Source organism: Seonamhaeicola maritimus (assembly GCF_008056315.1).
Lineage (GTDB): Bacteria > Bacteroidota > Bacteroidia > Flavobacteriales > Flavobacteriaceae > Seonamhaeicola > Seonamhaeicola maritimus.
Map to the genome: position 1 here is coordinate 258,077 of NZ_VRKQ01000008.1, position 16,559 is coordinate 274,635.

Below are 16,559 nucleotides of genomic sequence, written 5' to 3' on the forward strand. Positions count from 1 at the left end.
ATGCCATTATTTGACGTTTATCCATTATATGATGTAACTCCAGTTTCAGGTAAAGGTATTCATGTTTACGATGATAAAGGAACAGAATATTTAGACTTGTATGGGGGGCATGCCGTAATTTCTATTGGGCATGCACATCCTAATTATGTTCAGGCAATTACCAATCAAGTAAATGCTTTAGGTTTTTATTCAAACGCTATTCAGAACCCATTGCAGCGAGAATTGGCTGATAAAATAGAAGCACTTTCGGGTTGTAAAGATTATGAGTTGTTTCTGGTGAATTCTGGTGCTGAAGCGAATGAAAATGCATTAAAATTAGCATCCTTTAAAACGGGAAAAAAGCGAGTAGTTGCCTTTAAGAAAGGTTTTCATGGGCGTACATCAGCAGCTGTTGCAGCAACTGATAATCCTAATATAGTGGCGCCAATAAATGCACAACAGGAAGTGACTATTTTAGAGTTGAATGATGTTGAGGGTGTAAAACAAGAACTTGAAAAGGGTGATGTTTGTGCGGTTATAGTTGAATTCATTCAAGGAATTGGTGGATTAGACGAAGCAAGTGCAGAATTCTTCGAGGAAGTAGATGCTCTGTGTAAAGCAAACAACACGATGTTTGTTGCCGATGAAATTCAATGCGGTTACGCACGTTCTGGTAAATTCTTTGCTTTTCAGCATTACAATGTAACACCAGATATTATTTCCATGGCCAAAGGTATGGGTAACGGATTCCCAATTGGAGGGATTTTAATTCATCCAGATATAGAATCTAAGTATGGCATGTTAGGAACCACTTTTGGTGGAAATCATTTAGCCTGTGCAGCAGGTTTAGCGGTATTGAATACCATTGAATCTGAGAACTTGTTAGAGAATGTAAATGAAGTTGGTGCTTATTTTATTGAAAGGGCTAAAGATATTACGCAGATTAAAGAAATTAAAGGACGTGGCTTAATGCTTGGACTTGAATTTGATTTTGAAGTAGGAGGTCTTAGAAAAGAGCTTATCTATAATCAAAAGGTGTTTACAGGTGGTGCAGCCAATAAAAAACTGTTAAGAATTTTGCCACCACTAAATATTGAAAAGGCCCATGTGGACCAATTCTTTGATATATTGAAGCTTGCTTTAAAAGAGGTTGAACAAACTGTTAACTAGAGAGATGAACACATTATTATCCATAGAAACAAGAAATGCGGTATTGCTAAAAATGGCGGTGCTATTAGAGCAGGAACGTCAGGCAATAATCGAAATAAATAAGGTCGATTTAGAATCATATGACGGTGATGATATTTCTATGTATGACCGTTTGAAAGTAGACGATTCCAAAGTTGATGAAATGATTAATGCGGTAACACACTTGGCTTCACAGGAAGATCCGGTTGGTGTAGAGCGTTTTAGTTTTAAGCATGATAACGGAATGCAGGTTTACAACAAAACGGCATCGTTTGGTACGGTATTGATTATTTATGAATCTAGACCAGATGTAACCGTTGAAGCTGCGGGTATTGCCTTTAAATCAGGAAATAAGATTTTATTAAAAGGAGGTAAAGAATCTTTGCGTTCCAACTTAAAAATTGTTGAGTTGTGGCACCAGGCTTTAAAAGAAGAAGGAGCTTCAACAGATTGGGTAGAGTATTTACAATATAACAGAACAGAAACTCAGGCCTTTTTAGAAAAACCAACTCAGAGAGTCGATTTAATTGTACCTCGTGGTGGTGAACGCTTAATTGCTTTTGTAAAACAGCATGCAACTTGCCCTGTAATTATTAGTGGGCGCGGAAACAATTTTGTGTATGTACACAAAGAAGCTGATTTTGATGTTGCTTTAGATGTCATTATGAACGGGAAGTCGAAAATTTCAGCTTGTAACGCCGTAGATAAAGTCTTGATAGATGAAAATCTTCCAAATAAAGACGGGTTTGTTCAAGACTTAATTTCGAAATTAAAAGCTTCTAAAATTGAAGTTTTGGGAGATGCTAATATTTCGAAAGCACATAATCTTGAAAGCATTACATCTGATGATATTTGGTACGAAGAGTTTTTAGATTATAAAATACTTATTGGAGAAATAGCGTCTAATCAAGATACTATTGCCATGATTAATAAGTATTCTGGTGGGCATTCTTCATCAATAATCACAACTAATGAGTCTGAAGCTAAAACCTTTATGGAAAATGTAGATACGGCAGCGGTTTACCATAACGCTTCAACTAGATTTACAGACGGAGGACAATTAGGTTTAGGTGGCGAGTTAGCAATTAGTACAGATAAATTACACCAAAGAGGACCTATTGGTCTGCAACATTTGGTGACCAATAAATGGTACGTTCACGGAAACGGACAAATACGTTAACATGCAAAAGAAAAAGCGCATATTACTAAAAGTAGGGTCTAATACCTTAACCAAGGAAACCGATAATATTTCAAGAGGAAAGATTGAAGATATAGCAAATCAAATTGCCAAACTTCAAGATACCTGTGAGTTTATCATCGTGAGTTCGGGAGCTATTGCTGTAGCAAAACAGTTTGTTAAATTAGAAAGTAAGCGTAAACCAATTTTTGTAAAACAAGCCTTGGCATCTATAGGTCAACCCCACTTGATTAGAATTTATCAAGAGATTTTTAGGGAATACGGGTTATTGAGTTCTCAGTGTTTATTATCGTATTCAGATTTTGAAAAAGAGGAAAGTAAAGTGAATATCACTAATACAATTAATGTTTTGGTGAATAATAATTACATCCCGATAATTAATGAAAATGATACTGTTGCAACCGATGAAATTAAATTTGGTGATAATGACAAATTAGGTGCATTAACAGCTTCGTTATTAGATGCCGATTTGTTTATCATTGCTACCAATACCAACGGTATTTACACTAAAACCTCAATGGAAAACGGCGAACCAAAAACTATTGAGGAGGTAAGTGATTTTACAGAGTTAGCTGAAGAAGTAGTAAGCTCAAAATCCTCTCATGGCAGTGGAGGTATGCAAAGTAAAATTGAAGCTGCAGAGGTTACTAAAAAAGCAAATATAGAAACATGGATTGTAAACGGATTAGAGGATAATTTTATTCTGAATGCCATGAATAATAAAGTGCCGTTTACCAAGATAAAATAATTGAAAAATGAAACATTACACATCCATTCATGATATAGATAACATTGATTCTTGGATTGAAGAAGCGAAAGAATTAAAATCAAATCCGTTGCAAAATGTTGGACTTGGAAAAGATAAAACCTTAGGGTTGTTATTCTTTAATTCCAGTTTGCGTACGCGATTAAGTACACAAAAAGCAGCTTTGAATTTAGGAATGAATCCAATTGTGATGAATGTGTCAGGTGATGCTTGGGGATTAGAATTTGAAGATGGTACTGTGATGAATGCTAATACTGCAGAACATATTAAAGAAGCTGCTGCTGTGGTATCTCAGTATTGCGATGTTATTGCGGTGAGAGCGTTTCCGTCGTTGACCGATAAAAAGAAAGATGAAAGCGAACAAGTTATGAATGCCTTTATGAAATATGCTTCTGTACCAATTGTAAATATGGAAAGTGCTACTGGGCACCCATTACAAGGGTTAACTGATGCTTTAACTATTTCAGAATATAAGAAGGTATCAAAACCAAAAGTGGTTTTAAGTTGGGCACCGCATATTAAAGCATTACCACATGCAGTTGCCAATAGTTTTACCCAGGCTATGCAAAAAATGGATGTGGAGTTTGTAATAGCAAACCCTGAAGGGTATGATTTAAATCCTGAGATTACAGGAGATACACCTATATATCATAATCAAGAAGAAGCTTTTATGGATGCTGATTTCATTTATACAAAAAACTGGAGTTCTTATGAAGACTACGGAAAAGTAGTAAAAAAGGATCCTGATTGGATGATAACAAAGGATAAAATAGGCAATGCTAAGTTTATGCACTGTTTGCCTGTAAGACGTAATGTAGTAGTTGAAGATGCGGTTTTAGATTGTGATAGTTCTATTGTAATAGAGCAAGCCAATAACAGAACGTATGCCGCTCAATTGGTGCTTAAAAAGATTTTAGAAAATGGCTAAAGAAAAACTATCCATAGTAAAAATAGGTGGTAACATCATTGAAGACTCCAATGCTTTAGATGCCTTTTTACAATTGTTTTCAAAATTAGAAGGCAAAAAGATTTTGGTACACGGTGGTGGAAAACGAGCTACCGGTGTTGCTGCCAAATTAGGAATAGAATCTAAAATGGTTAATGGCAGACGCATCACAGATGCTGATACTTTAGAAGTGATTACCATGGTTTATGGAGGACTGGTAAACAAGAATATTGTTGCCAAATTACAAGCCCTAAGCATTGATGCTATAGGACTAACAGGAGCAGATGTGAATAGTATTACTTCTGATAAAAGGCCCGTAAAGGAGATAGATTTTGGTTTTGTAGGAGATGTTAAGGCGGTTGCTCATAATTCCATTGATAAATTAATTCAAGCAGATTTTACGCCTGTATTTTGTGCTATCACACATGATGGTAACGGACAATTGCTAAACACTAATGCAGATACTATCACATCTCAAGTGGCGGTTGGTATGAGTGAAGTTTATGAGACATCCATTTATTATTGCTTTGAATTGAATGGTGTTTTAGAAGACATTAATGATAAAAATTCGGTAATTAAACATATCGATTCAAAATTATATACCGAATTATTAGAGAAAGGTATTATTGCAGATGGTATGCTACCTAAGTTAGAAAATTGTTTTGATGCTTTAAATAATGGTGTAAGCAAAATTAATATGGGAAATACCTCTATGTTGACCCAAGAAAATGATAATTTTACAACCATAACGCTGTAATGATGATTCAAGATTTAACTCAGGATGCTATAGCGCTTTTAAAGCAACTCATTGTAACGCAGTCGTTTTCTTCGGAAGAAGATAAAACTGCATCACTTATTGAAATTTGGTTTCAAAAATATGAGATTAAATATCAAAGAACTCAAAATAACGTTTGGGCAGTCAATAAGCATTTTGATGAAGGTAAACCAACCTTGTTGTTAAACTCCCACCATGATACAGTAAAACCAAACTCTGCATACACTAAAGACCCTTTTAGCGCCATTGTAGAAGATGGAAAATTATACGGTTTAGGAAGTAATGATGCAGGAGGTTGTTTAGTGTCATTAATAGCTGCGTTTACTCATTATTACAATCATGAAAATTTAAAATACAATCTTATAATTGTAGCTTCTGCAGAAGAAGAAAGCAGTGGTCCTAACGGATTGAATAGTATGCTGTCTGTTATCCCTAAGATAGATGTAGCTATAGTTGGAGAACCAACCCAAATGAATTTGGCAATTGCCGAAAAGGGATTGGTGGTATTTGATGCAGTTTTAACGGGAACACCAAGTCACGCAGCGCATCCTAATGATGACAATGTTATTTACAAATCTATTGAAACCTTAAAATGGTTCAAAGATTTTAAGTTTGAAAAAGGTTCAGAAGCTTTAGGTGATGTAAAATTAACTGTGAGTCAGATTAGTGCTGGAAAGCAACATAACGCGATTCCTGCGGATTTGAGTTTGGTGATTGATGTTAGAGTGAACGATGCTTACAGCAATAAAGAGGTAGCAGATATTTTAGAAAAAGAAGCGCCTGTAACTAGTATTACACCACGTAGTTTAAGATTAAATTCATCTTGTATTCCAGTAGATCATGATTTAGTAAAAGCAGGTATTGCTATGGGAAGAACTACTTATGGGTCACCAACACTATCAGATCAAGCAGTATTGTCTTGTCCAAGTTTAAAACTAGGGCCTGGAGACAGTACGCGTTCGCATTCAGCAGACGAATTTATTTATTTAAACGAAATAGAAGAAGGTATAAAAATCTATGTTGAATTGTTAAATCGGGTAATAATTTAGATGAATAGGGTGATAATTTGTACTTATTCGTTCTTTTCAGAATTATTTTTGGTCTAAGTTGGAACCCATAGACAAACATAGAACATAGTAGTAAAAAAATATAAGCATATGAAACTCTGGGATAAAGGAATATCAATAGATAATAAAATAGAACAGTTTACGGTTGGGAATGACCGAGAGATTGATATTCATATTGCAAAGTATGACGTCATTGCATCAAAGGCCCATGCAAAAATGCTACAAAGCATCGGGATTTTGTCGGTAGAAGAATTAGAACAATTGTTAGGAGGTTTAGAGGTGTTAGCATCTCAGATTGAAGATGGTACTTTTGAGATTGATAAGCAGTTTGAAGATGTACATTCAAAAATTGAGTTTGAACTAACAAAATCTTTAGGAGAAGTTGGTAAAAAGATACATACTGCGCGCTCGAGAAATGATCAAGTTCTAGTGGCTTGTAACCTTTATTATAAAGAAAACATCCAGTTAATTCAATCTAAAACAAAGTCATTGTTTGATACACTTTTAGAATTGGCAGAAACGTATAAGGATAAATTATTGCCAGGTTATACACATTTACAAGTTGCAATGCCATCATCGTTTGGGTTATGGTTTTCGGCTTATGCTGAATTAATGATTGATGATGTTTATTTATTGAATGCCGCTTTAAAAACGGTAGATCAAAATCCACTTGGATCTGCGGCGGGTTATGGAAGTTCTTTCCCAATAGATAGAGAATTGACCACTAAAGAAATGAACTTTGCAACCTTAAAATATAACGTGGTAGCTGCTCAAATGGGTAGAGGGAAAAACGAACGAACTATATCAGCTGCACTGGGAAGTTTGGCTAATACACTTTCTAGATTTGCTATGGACGTATGTTTGTATATGAGCCAGAATTTCGGCTTTGTAACTTTCCCAGATGAGTTAACGACAGGTAGTAGTATTATGCCACATAAAAAGAATCCTGATGTGTTTGAATTGATTAGAGGAAAGAGTAATAAGATTCAGGCACTTCAAAGTGAAATGGTGTTAATCACCAATAATTTGCCAAGCGGATATCATAGAGATTTTCAATTATTAAAGGAAAATATGATTTCTGCTTTTGAAGACCTGAAAGATATACTTGATATTTTTAATTACGCCATTCAACAAATAATTGTAAAGGATATTGATTTGAATGACGATAAGTATAAATACTTGTTTACAGTAGATAATATTAATACGTTGGTTGTAGAAGGACAAAGTTTTAGAGAAGCTTATCAAAAAATAGGAGGGCAAGTGCAAGATGGAAGTTATATTCCAGATACATCAAAACAGCATATGCATGTTGGAAGTATTCATAATTTAAGCTTAGATAAAATTAGAGCTAAATTTCCAAAGTAAAACTTGTATAGTTTTTGTTGTGTTGATTTTGAAAATTATAGAAGGATTTTTAGAAGAGGTATAGTTCATGTCAAGTCTAATTGTTATTATTTCCTTAGGAAGGATTTTATTTTTACAAATTATAAACTAACTACAATAATATGAAAATAGGAATACTAAAAGAATCAACAAAAGGAGACAAGCGAGTCTCAATATCTCCTTTTATCACCAAGAAATTGGTGAAAAAAGGTTTTGAAGTGTTTGTTGAGGAAGGTGCCGGAGTGAAGTCATTATCTGAAGATGCAGAATATGAAGCTTTAGGGGCTACAATCACTTCCAGAGAAGGTGTGTTTAAATCTGCTCAAGTACTTGTTAAAATAAATCCTTTTGATAAAAATGATTTAAAACAGGTTAAGAAAGATCATGTTTTAATTAGTCAATTATATCATAAATCCAATCCAGAATTAATAAAAGCTATCGCGGAGACGGGAGCCACAGCATTCTCTATGGATGCAATGCCTCGTATTTCTAGAGCTCAGGATATGGATGTGTTGAGTTCTCAAAACAATTTAGCTGGGTATAAAGCAGTGATTTTGGGAGCATATGAAATGACTAAAATATTTCCATTAATGATGACTGCTGCGGGAACTATTACGCCTTCAAAAGTACTTATTTATGGTGTGGGTGTTGCTGGTTTACAGGCCATTGCCACTGCAAAAAGATTAGGAGCTGTTGTAGAAGCTACAGATATTAGAACCGAAACCAAAGAACAAGCAGAATCTTTAGGTGCTAAATTTATTTCAGTTGAAAACAGCGGAGAAGAATCTGAAGGCGGTTATGCTAAAGAGGCTTCAGAAGATTATCAAAAAAGACAAAAGGAAGCTGTAAATAAATCTTTGTTTCAAGCAGATTTGGTTATTACTACAGCTATGGTCCCTGGAAAAAAAGCACCTACTTTAATTACAAAAGACCAAGTGAAACAAATGAAGAATGGGGCGGTTATAATAGATTTAGCTGCAGCCCAAGGGGGTAATTGTGAAGTAAGTAAACTAAATGAAACGGTTAAGATTAAAGGCGTAAAAGTTATTGGAACAACGGTTGCTCCAGAAAGTGTGTCAACCAATGCTAGTGATTTATATGCGAAAAATATTTATAACTTCATTAAGCATCTAACAAAAGACCAAAATTTTGAATGGGATTTAGAAGATGAAATAACAGATGAAACTCTTATTGTTAAAGACGGTGTTCAACGTAAAAATTAACCAACCATGGAAGAATTAATAGAATTTATTAGTAATAATTTGCAAATTGTATACATTATTATTTTAGCAATATTTGTTGGCGTAGAGCTTATTAAAAGTATTCCAGCTGTATTGCATACGCCATTAATGTCTGGTGCTAATGCCTTAAGTGGCGTGGTAATAGTTGGTGCTATTTTAGTGATGTTGCATTCAGATCCTACAGATTATCTGGCTTTAGCCCTTGGGTTTGTAGCAGTAGTATTAGGAATTTTAAATGTTGTTGGCGGATTTGCCGTGACCAACAGAATGTTAGAAATGTTTAAAAAGAAGAAATAATGAGTGTAACATTAAGTATTATATATCTAATAGCTACAGTAACATTTATTGTTGGTTTAAAAAAACTAGGTCACCCGGATACTGCTAAATCTGGAAATTTAATTGCTGCTAGCGGAATGGGTTTAGCCATTGTTGGAACTATTTTTATTCATGATTTAGAAGTACCAACCATCATATACGTGTTAATAGGAGTTGCCATTTTAGTGGGGTCCATTATTGGATGGTTAATAGCTATTAAGGTCGAAATGACCAAAATGCCTGAGTTAGTATCCCTTTTTAACGGGTTTGGAGGTGCAAGTGCTGCATTAATTGGGATTGTTGAATTTGGAAATGCCGATATTTCTGCCACTAGTGCATCTATTGTTGCAACTATTTTAGCAGCTATTATTATAGGAGCTATTACCTTTTCAGGTAGTTTAATGGCTTACGGAAAGTTAAACGGTTCTGTAAAAAGTGTTATCAAGATTCCACAGTACAACATCGTTAATAACATTTTTATTATTGGTGTGGTTGCTTTAGCAGCTTACTTGGTTGCTACAGGAATTGATAGTAGTATTTTATTGTATGCCTTAGTGGCTGGTGGGTTGGTTTACGGAGTTTTATTTGTAATGCCTATTGGGGGAGCAGATATGCCGGTTGTGATATCGTTGTTAAATTCTTTAACTGGTATTGCGGCAGCTATTACAGGTGTATTATATGACAATATGGTTATGTTAGTTGGTGGTATCTTAGTAGGATCTGCTGGTATTATTTTAACAATAGCTATGTGTGTTGCTATGAATAGAACCTTGGTTTCTGTAATCTTTGGGTCGTTTACGGCTACAGGTGGTCCAGAGAGTGCTAATAAGGCAATGGGTTCTATAAAGAGTACTACAGCTAGTGATACGGCCATCATGATGAATTACGCTACCAATGTAATTATTGTTCCTGGATATGGATTAGCAGTAGCTCAAGCACAACATGTTATTCATGAGCTAGAGGAATTGTTAACAAGCAAAGGTGTGAATGTGAAATATGCTGTCCACCCGGTGGCAGGACGTATGCCTGGGCATATGAATGTGTTGTTAGCAGAATCTAATGTAGAGTATGATATGTTAGTAGAAATGGATGACATTAATCCACAGTTTAATAATACAGATGTGGTACTAGTGGTTGGAGCGAATGACGTAGTAAACCCTGCGGCGCATAATGATCCTTCTAGTCCAATTTACGGGATGCCAATTCTTGATGTTGAAAATGCTAAACATATTGTAGTTAACAAACGTAGTATGAATGTAGGTTATGCAGGTATTGATAATGAGTTGTTCTACAATGCTAAAACGGCTATGTTATTTGGTGATGCTAAAAAGGTATTGACCGATTTGGTGTCGGAATTGAAGAATATGTAAGGTACTAAGAATATAAAAAAAGCCTTTCTACAGCTGTAGAAGGGCTTTTTTTATTGCAAAATGATTACTGTTTTATTCAGCCTCAGCCAAAACTTTATCTAATATTTCAATTAAGGCACCTCTATCGTATTTATAAGCTTGATTTTCATTAAGCTGAACCATTTCTCGCATAATCTGTGTTATTGTAGCATTGCCTTGATTCTCATTGGGTACAATCATATAACGGCGTGTTGGATTATCTGAAAAGAGTGCTTTTTCAACTGCTTCAGCTACTTCAGTAGGCTCTTTAAGATTGCTTCTATCTCCTTTAGAAGCTATTAGTTTATCATATTCTTCTTTATACAATGAATTATCAAAGGCTTTTTTATTGGAATTCATTCTTTTAATTAGTGATTCCACAATTTTAGAATTGTAACCACCAGGTTCAACTATGCTAACATGAACGTCAAACTTTTGCATCTCTACTGCTAAGGCATCAGCATAAGCCTCCATGGCGTGTTTAGTCATGCTGTATGGTCCGTAAAAACGACCGGCTAAAATACCTGATATAGAGCCAATTGTTGTGATGCGTCCCTTAGACTCCATAATTAATGGGGCAAATGCTTTTGTTATTCTATATGGGCCATACACATTTACATCGAAAATAAATTCTAGGTCATCTTCCTCTACTTCGGTTAGGGCTCCCCATATACCAACACCGGCATTATTTACCAATCCGTAAAGTCCACGGCCTTCTTTTTTTACTGTTTCTACGGCAGCATTAATCTCGTCCCATTTAGTTACATCTAGTTTAATAGATTGTACATTTTCCATGGCATTTAATCTTTCTAAATCAGATTGTTTCCGCGCCCCAGCATATACAAAATAACCTTTATCAGAAAGTTGCTCGGTTATTTTAAGCCCTATACCACTACTAGCACCGGTTACTAAAACCGCTTTTTGTTTGGTGTCTGATTCTTGAGCTTGAATTAAAAAAACAGTTAATAGGCAAATAAAAAGGGAAATATATGCATTTCGACTATAGGATTTCATAATTATTAATTGGTTTTGAGTTAATAAGTTTTATAATAAATAAGTAATATAAAATAGAAAAAAGAACACTAAATGGCTTAGACTATTCAGTTTCAGCTAGAACTTTATCTAGTATTTCAATTAAGGCTTCTCTATCATATTTATAAGCTTGATTTTCATTAAGCTGCACCATTTCACGTAGAATTTGAGTTATAGTCCAATTACCCTCACTTTCATTAGGTACTACCATATATCTACGTTTTGGGCTGTCTGAGAACAATGCTTTTTCTACAGCATCAGATACTTCGCTTGGGTCTTTAAAACGACTTCTGTCTGCCCCATAACCATTAATAAGGTTTTCAAATTCAGTTTTGTACAAGGAGTTCGTAAAACTGATATCATTTGACTCCATTCTTTTAATTAATGATTCTACAATTTTAGAATTGTAATTACCCGGTTCAATGGCGCTTACATGAACATCAAATTTTTTCATTTCTACCGCTAAAGCATCCGTATAAGCTTCCATGGCGTGTTTACTCATACTATAAGGACCGAAGAATTGCCCCGACAAAACACCCGAAATAGAACTTACGGTTGTTATACGCCCTTTAGATTCAATAATCATGGGAGCAAAGGCTTTTGTTACTCTGTAAGGCCCATAAATATTAACATCAAAAATAAAGTCTAAGTCATCTTCTTCAACTTCAATTAATGGCGTAAATATAGCTACCCCGGCATTATTAACTAGTCCATAAAGTCCACGGCCTTCCTTTATTATTGTTTCTACCGCAGCATTAATATCATCCCATTTGGTTACATCTAGTTTTATAGATTGCACATTTTCCATGGCATTAAGCCTATTTAAATCGGCTTGTTTTCGTGCTCCGGCATAAACAAAATAACCCTTAGCTGAAAGGTCTTCTGTAATTTTCAATCCAATACCACTACTAGCTCCAGTTACCAAAACAGCTTTCTGTTTTGTGTTGGATTCTTGGGCTTGAGTACCTAGTATTACGGTTATAGAAAGAAAAAAGAAAACGTAAACGTTACGACTTAGTAATTTCATGGTTAGTTAATTTTATATGTTAGCTATTAAAGATAAGAAGAATATTACTAATGAATTGCGATGCGATTATTTGCCTTATAGATAACTGTGGTATTCCCATAGTAAGAATCAAGTAATGACATGTAATGTAAAGTCAGAACAAACAACCAAAATTTTCACTTTTACAACCTATTTTAAAAACATAATCACATACCAGATTTACAATAATATTATAGCTCAAAATATGAAGAATTAAACCGTTTAAAATCTTATGGAATCTGACAATTATTTCATAAATTTAATAGGGTTTTTTGTAATTGAAAAACGTACTTCTTAAATGCGTTATTTGGTCTTATGAAATTGTAAACCAGCGAATTGAATCTAATAATAAAATAATAAGGATGAAACAGATTAGTTTTACTTTAAATGGCAAGCCAGTATCCCTAAAAGTGAAAGGCGAAGAGTCTTTACTAACAATAATTCGGATATATCTAGAGCAAACAGGAACCAAATATGGTTGTGGAATTGGAGAATGTGGTGCGTGTACGGTAATTATGGATAACGAGGCTGTGCGTTCTTGTATGATACTTGCAGAGGATATAGAAGGAAAAGAAATCATTTCTATAGAAGGGTTAAGTTCAGAAGGGAAGTTACACGTGCTACAAGAAGTATTTATTTCACACGATGCTTTACAATGTGGTTTTTGCACTTCTGGAATGATTATGAATGCCTATGGATTGCTATTGCAAAGTTTAAATCCTAGTCGTGAAGAAATAATAGAGGCAATGGAATCTAATTTATGCAGATGCGGTGCATACAATCGTATAGTAGATGCTATCGAAACAACAAGTAATGAGATCCCTAAAAAAGTGAAATTATGAGAACAGCTATTAATAAAGAGGAATTATATAGTAGAAGAAGGTTTTTAAAAAACTTAGGTGGAGGTGTAGTAGTTGTGTTTTGTTTGGGTGAAATGTCATTTAGTTCTCTTTTTGCACAAAATCACCCCTCACTTAAAGATCTTGATTTTAATGCGTATTTACGTGTAAAAGAAGACGGTAGAGTAGATTGTTTTACCGGTAAAATAGAAATGGGGCAAGGCATTGTTACGTCTTTACCACAAGTAGTGGCAGAGGAATTGGAAGTTTCAATATATGATATTGATATGATTATGGGAGATACCGAATTATGTCCTTATGATCGTGGTACTTGGGGCTCACTAACCACACGTTTCATAGATCCTGTGTTGAGAGCTGCTGCTGCAGAAGCACGAGAGGTGTTATTAGATCTTGCTGCAGAACATTTTAGATTAAACAAGACTGACTTACAAGTAAAACAAGGTGTGATTTCTGTTAAGAATGATTCTTTTAAGAAAATTTCCTATGCAGAATTAACAAAAGGCAAAAAGGTTGTTAGGAGTTTAGCAAATAAACCTGAAATAAAAAAAGCTAAAGATTTTAAATTAATCGGTAAACCTATTAGAAGTTTAGATGCTGAGGCAAAAGTCACAGGAAGAGCAAAATATTCGGGAGATATTCTTTTACCTGGAATGGTACATGCAACTGTAGTTCGACCAAAAGTATTTGGTTCCAAAAAAATAAAAGTTGATGCATCAAAATTATCTGATTTTGATGGAGTTCAGTTGGTGGAAAAAGGCAATCTTGTTGCTGTTGTACATAGTGATCCGGAAGTGTCGAAACAAGCTGCTAAGAGTGTCCAAGTAACTTGGGATGCCCCTGTGGCTAAGACTAATCAAGAAAGTATATTTCAATATTTAGAAAGTACAATTAACAAAAATAAAATATTTGAAACAGAAGGAGATTTAGAATTAGGAAAACAAGATTCAACAATCTACAAAGAAGCAACCTATCATGATGGTTATAAAGCTCACGCCTCAATCGAAACGCATGTAGCAACCTGTTATTTTGAGGGAGATAAAGTTACAATTTGGGCTTCAACACAAAGCCCCTTTGGTACCAGGTCTTCTGTTGCTAGGGCATTACAAATGCCTGCAGAAAAAGTTCATGTTAAGCAAATATTTTTAGGAGGTGGTTTTGGTGGGAAATCAAATAGTCAACAATCTGTTGAAGCGGCTACCATTTCTAAATTATGCGGTAAACCTGTACAATTGGTATGGAGTAGAAAAGAAGAGTTTATGTACGATAATTTTCGTACTGCTGCAGTTGTGAAAGTTGCAGGTGGAGTTGATAGTAAAGGGGAACTAAAAGTTTGGGATTTCGATATTTATTGTGCAGGAACAAGAGGTACAGAATTGTTTTATACTATTCCTAATAAACGTATTAGGTTTTTCAATCAGGGCGGTGTTCATTCATTTGGAACAGGTGCTTGGAGAGCTCCTGGAAATAATACCACAACTTTTGCGCGGGAGTCTCATATTGATGTAGTTGCGCATGCAGCAGGGATTAATCCGTTAACTTTTCGGTTGAATAATCTGAAAAGTAAAGAAATGATAGAAACCTTAAAGCTTGCTGCAAAAACATTTGGTTTTAACAAAGAAAAGACATCTGGATATGGTTATGGTATTGCGTTAGGACAAGATGCAGGTACTTTAGTTGCTATGATTGCTGAAGTGTTTGTTGATAAAGAAACAGGAGAGGTACAGCCTATTAGAGTTGTTTGTGCCCAGGATATGGGGCAAGTAGTAAATCCACATGGAGCTACATTACAAACTGAAGGCGGTATTACTATGGGGATTGGATATGCTTTATATGAAGAAATAGAATTTGATGGAGGTAAAATTAACACAACAAATTTTAATCGTTATGAAATAACTCGCTTTTCAAAAACACCGAAAATTGAATGTGTTTTCATAGATAAAATGGATGCTAAACCTCAGGGTGGAGGAGAACCTGCCATAATATGTGTGGGTGCGTCAATTGCAAATGCTGTTTATGATGCTTGTGGTGCGAGAGTTAACCGTATGCCGATTACCCCAGAAAGGATTTTAGCTGCTATTTCATAATTTGTAAAGAACTGTTTGAAATTAGTTGAAAAAAGATGGACTATTGATTTTTTGACAAGGATTTTTATTTAAAGCCGTCACTCGTGGGTAACGCCCAAACAAAAAAAGAGCACTTTAGTAGTGCTCTCTTGATACGGACGTCTGTAGTTTAATTGTACTTTGGTGACTAACTCAAATAATTAAATGATTGTTGACTGTCCTAAATGTATATTAGTAAAGTTTAAGTTTGTTTCGTCTGGGTTATTTATAAAATCTTCAATAAAATCGCCCACTTTACTAGTGCTAATATTATCATATTTGGTGTTTAAATCTGGTGTGGTAATATGAAGTTTTAAAGATTTATCTACACCTTCTCTTATCAAAGCAGCTTCGTCATACAATCCAAAATGGTCTAACAACATAGCAGCGCTTAAAATAGAGGCTATTGGGTTTGCAATACCTTTATTGGTGGCCTTAGTGTAGGCACCGTGAATTGGCTCAAACATAGCATGTTTATTCCCTATAGAAGCAGAGGCTAGTAAGCCAATAGAGCCAACAATTACACTGGCTTCTTCTGATAATATATCACCAAACATGTTTTCTGTTAAAATAACATCAAACTGGCATGGGTTTATAATGAGTTCCATAGCTGCATTATCTATATACATGCAGTCCAAAGTTACATCTGGATATTCTGAAGCTATTTCATTAACTACGGTACGCCACAATCTGGAACTTGCCAAAACATTGGCTTTATCTACCAAAGTTAATTTACGTTTTCTACCCTGTGCTGCTTTAAATGCTAAATGCGCAATGCGTTCTATTTCGGTGCGTTTGTAAGCACAAACATCAGAAGCTTCATCATTGCTAAAATTCTTTTCGCCAAAGTAAATACCACTTGCCAATTCTCTGTAAATAAGAATATTGGTGCCTTTTATTTGCTTAATTTTTAGTGAAGATTTATTTAGTAAATCTTCGTAAGCAATTACAGGTCTTATGTTGGTGTATAAATCAAAGGTTTTTCTGAGTCCTAAAAGCCCTTGTTCTGGCCTTACGGTAGCAGACGGATCGTCATCATATTTAGGATGACCAATGGCGCCAAATAAAATAGCATCTGCTTTATCGCAAATGCTAATGGTTTCTTCTGGTAAAGGGATGCCTGTTGCATCCATAGCGCTAGCTCCAACTAATGCGTTGTTGAAGGTAAAGACATGGTTGTATTCCATAGCAATAGCTTTCAAAACCTTTACGGCTTGAGCGGTAACTTCTGGTCCAATACCATCGCCAGGTAAAACAGCAATATTTAATTTCAT

General features: G+C 35.0%; 15 protein-coding genes. 12 read left to right on the forward strand and 3 right to left on the reverse strand.

The window, feature by feature from the left end; translation table 11 throughout:
* The 10 genes from FUA22_RS01095 to FUA22_RS01140 all read left to right on the forward strand — a co-directional run bounded on the left by FUA22_RS01095 (window position 1) and on the right by FUA22_RS01140 (window position 10,228).
* Window positions 1–1,149 carry an aspartate aminotransferase family protein gene (locus FUA22_RS01095; protein WP_147765728.1) on the forward strand — a complete coding sequence of 383 codons (1,149 nt, stop codon included), beginning with the start codon at window positions 1–3 and terminating at the stop codon, window positions 1,147–1,149.
* 4 nt (window positions 1,150–1,153) lie between these two features.
* Entirely contained in the window at window positions 1,154–2,347 is a 1,194-nt protein-coding gene (locus FUA22_RS01100) for a glutamate-5-semialdehyde dehydrogenase (protein WP_147765730.1), read from the forward strand.
* Between the two features lies 1 nt (window position 2,348).
* Entirely contained in the window at window positions 2,349–3,113 is a 765-nt protein-coding gene (gene proB / locus FUA22_RS01105; RefSeq protein WP_147765732.1) for a glutamate 5-kinase, read from the forward strand.
* Between the two features lie 7 nt (window positions 3,114–3,120).
* Entirely contained in the window at window positions 3,121–4,059 is a 939-nt protein-coding gene (locus tag FUA22_RS01110; RefSeq protein ID WP_147765734.1) for an N-acetylornithine carbamoyltransferase, read from the forward strand.
* Window positions 4,052–4,834, forward strand: a complete 783-nt coding sequence (gene argB, locus FUA22_RS01115; protein WP_147765736.1) for an acetylglutamate kinase — start codon at window positions 4,052–4,054, stop codon at window positions 4,832–4,834. The genes FUA22_RS01110 and argB overlap by 8 nt, the downstream gene beginning before the upstream one ends.
* Before the next feature lie 2 nt (window positions 4,835–4,836).
* Window positions 4,837–5,901 (forward strand): M20 family metallo-hydrolase, encoded by a 1,065-nt coding sequence (locus FUA22_RS01120; protein ID WP_394344019.1) that lies wholly within the window; start codon window positions 4,837–4,839, stop codon window positions 5,899–5,901.
* Window positions 5,902–6,009: 108 nt separating this feature from the next.
* On the forward strand, window positions 6,010–7,284 hold the full coding sequence (argH, locus tag FUA22_RS01125; RefSeq protein ID WP_147765740.1) for an argininosuccinate lyase: 1,275 nt from the start codon (window positions 6,010–6,012) through the stop codon (window positions 7,282–7,284).
* Window positions 7,285–7,424: 140 nt separating this feature from the next.
* On the forward strand, window positions 7,425–8,525 hold the full coding sequence (locus FUA22_RS01130; RefSeq protein ID WP_147765743.1) for a Re/Si-specific NAD(P)(+) transhydrogenase subunit alpha: 1,101 nt from the start codon (window positions 7,425–7,427) through the stop codon (window positions 8,523–8,525).
* Window positions 8,526–8,531: 6 nt separating this feature from the next.
* The gene (locus FUA22_RS01135; protein ID WP_147765745.1) at window positions 8,532–8,840 is read left to right on the forward strand and encodes an NAD(P) transhydrogenase subunit alpha; all 309 of its coding nucleotides are present in this window, start codon (window positions 8,532–8,534) and stop codon (window positions 8,838–8,840) included.
* Complete coding sequence (locus tag FUA22_RS01140; RefSeq protein WP_147765747.1) at window positions 8,840–10,228, forward strand: NAD(P)(+) transhydrogenase (Re/Si-specific) subunit beta; 1,389 nt, start codon at window positions 8,840–8,842, stop codon at window positions 10,226–10,228. The genes FUA22_RS01135 and FUA22_RS01140 overlap by 1 nt, the downstream gene beginning before the upstream one ends.
* A 72-nt stretch (window positions 10,229–10,300) precedes the next feature.
* Here the strand turns inward: FUA22_RS01140 and FUA22_RS01145 are convergent, their stop codons facing one another.
* Window positions 10,301–11,260 (reverse strand): SDR family oxidoreductase, encoded by a 960-nt coding sequence (locus tag FUA22_RS01145; protein ID WP_147765749.1) that lies wholly within the window; start codon window positions 11,258–11,260, stop codon window positions 10,301–10,303.
* An 82-nt stretch (window positions 11,261–11,342) separates the two neighbouring features.
* Entirely contained in the window at window positions 11,343–12,305 is a 963-nt protein-coding gene (locus FUA22_RS01150) for an SDR family oxidoreductase (protein ID WP_147765751.1), read from the reverse strand.
* Window positions 12,306–12,685: 380 nt separating this feature from the next.
* Here FUA22_RS01150 and FUA22_RS01155 point away from each other — a divergent pair, with 380 nt between their 5' ends.
* Both FUA22_RS01155 and FUA22_RS01160 read left to right on the forward strand, forming a co-directional pair.
* Window positions 12,686–13,165: a (2Fe-2S)-binding protein gene (locus FUA22_RS01155; protein ID WP_147765753.1), complete on the forward strand. Its 480-nt coding sequence runs from the start codon at window positions 12,686–12,688 to the stop codon at window positions 13,163–13,165.
* Complete coding sequence (locus tag FUA22_RS01160; RefSeq protein ID WP_147765755.1) at window positions 13,162–15,267, forward strand: xanthine dehydrogenase family protein molybdopterin-binding subunit; 2,106 nt, start codon at window positions 13,162–13,164, stop codon at window positions 15,265–15,267. Before FUA22_RS01155 ends, FUA22_RS01160 begins: the two co-directional genes overlap by 4 nt.
* Window positions 15,268–15,446: 179 nt before the next feature.
* Here the strand turns inward: FUA22_RS01160 and leuB are convergent, their stop codons facing one another.
* The gene (gene leuB / locus FUA22_RS01165; protein WP_147765757.1) at window positions 15,447–16,559 is read right to left on the reverse strand and encodes a 3-isopropylmalate dehydrogenase; all 1,113 of its coding nucleotides are present in this window, start codon (window positions 16,557–16,559) and stop codon (window positions 15,447–15,449) included.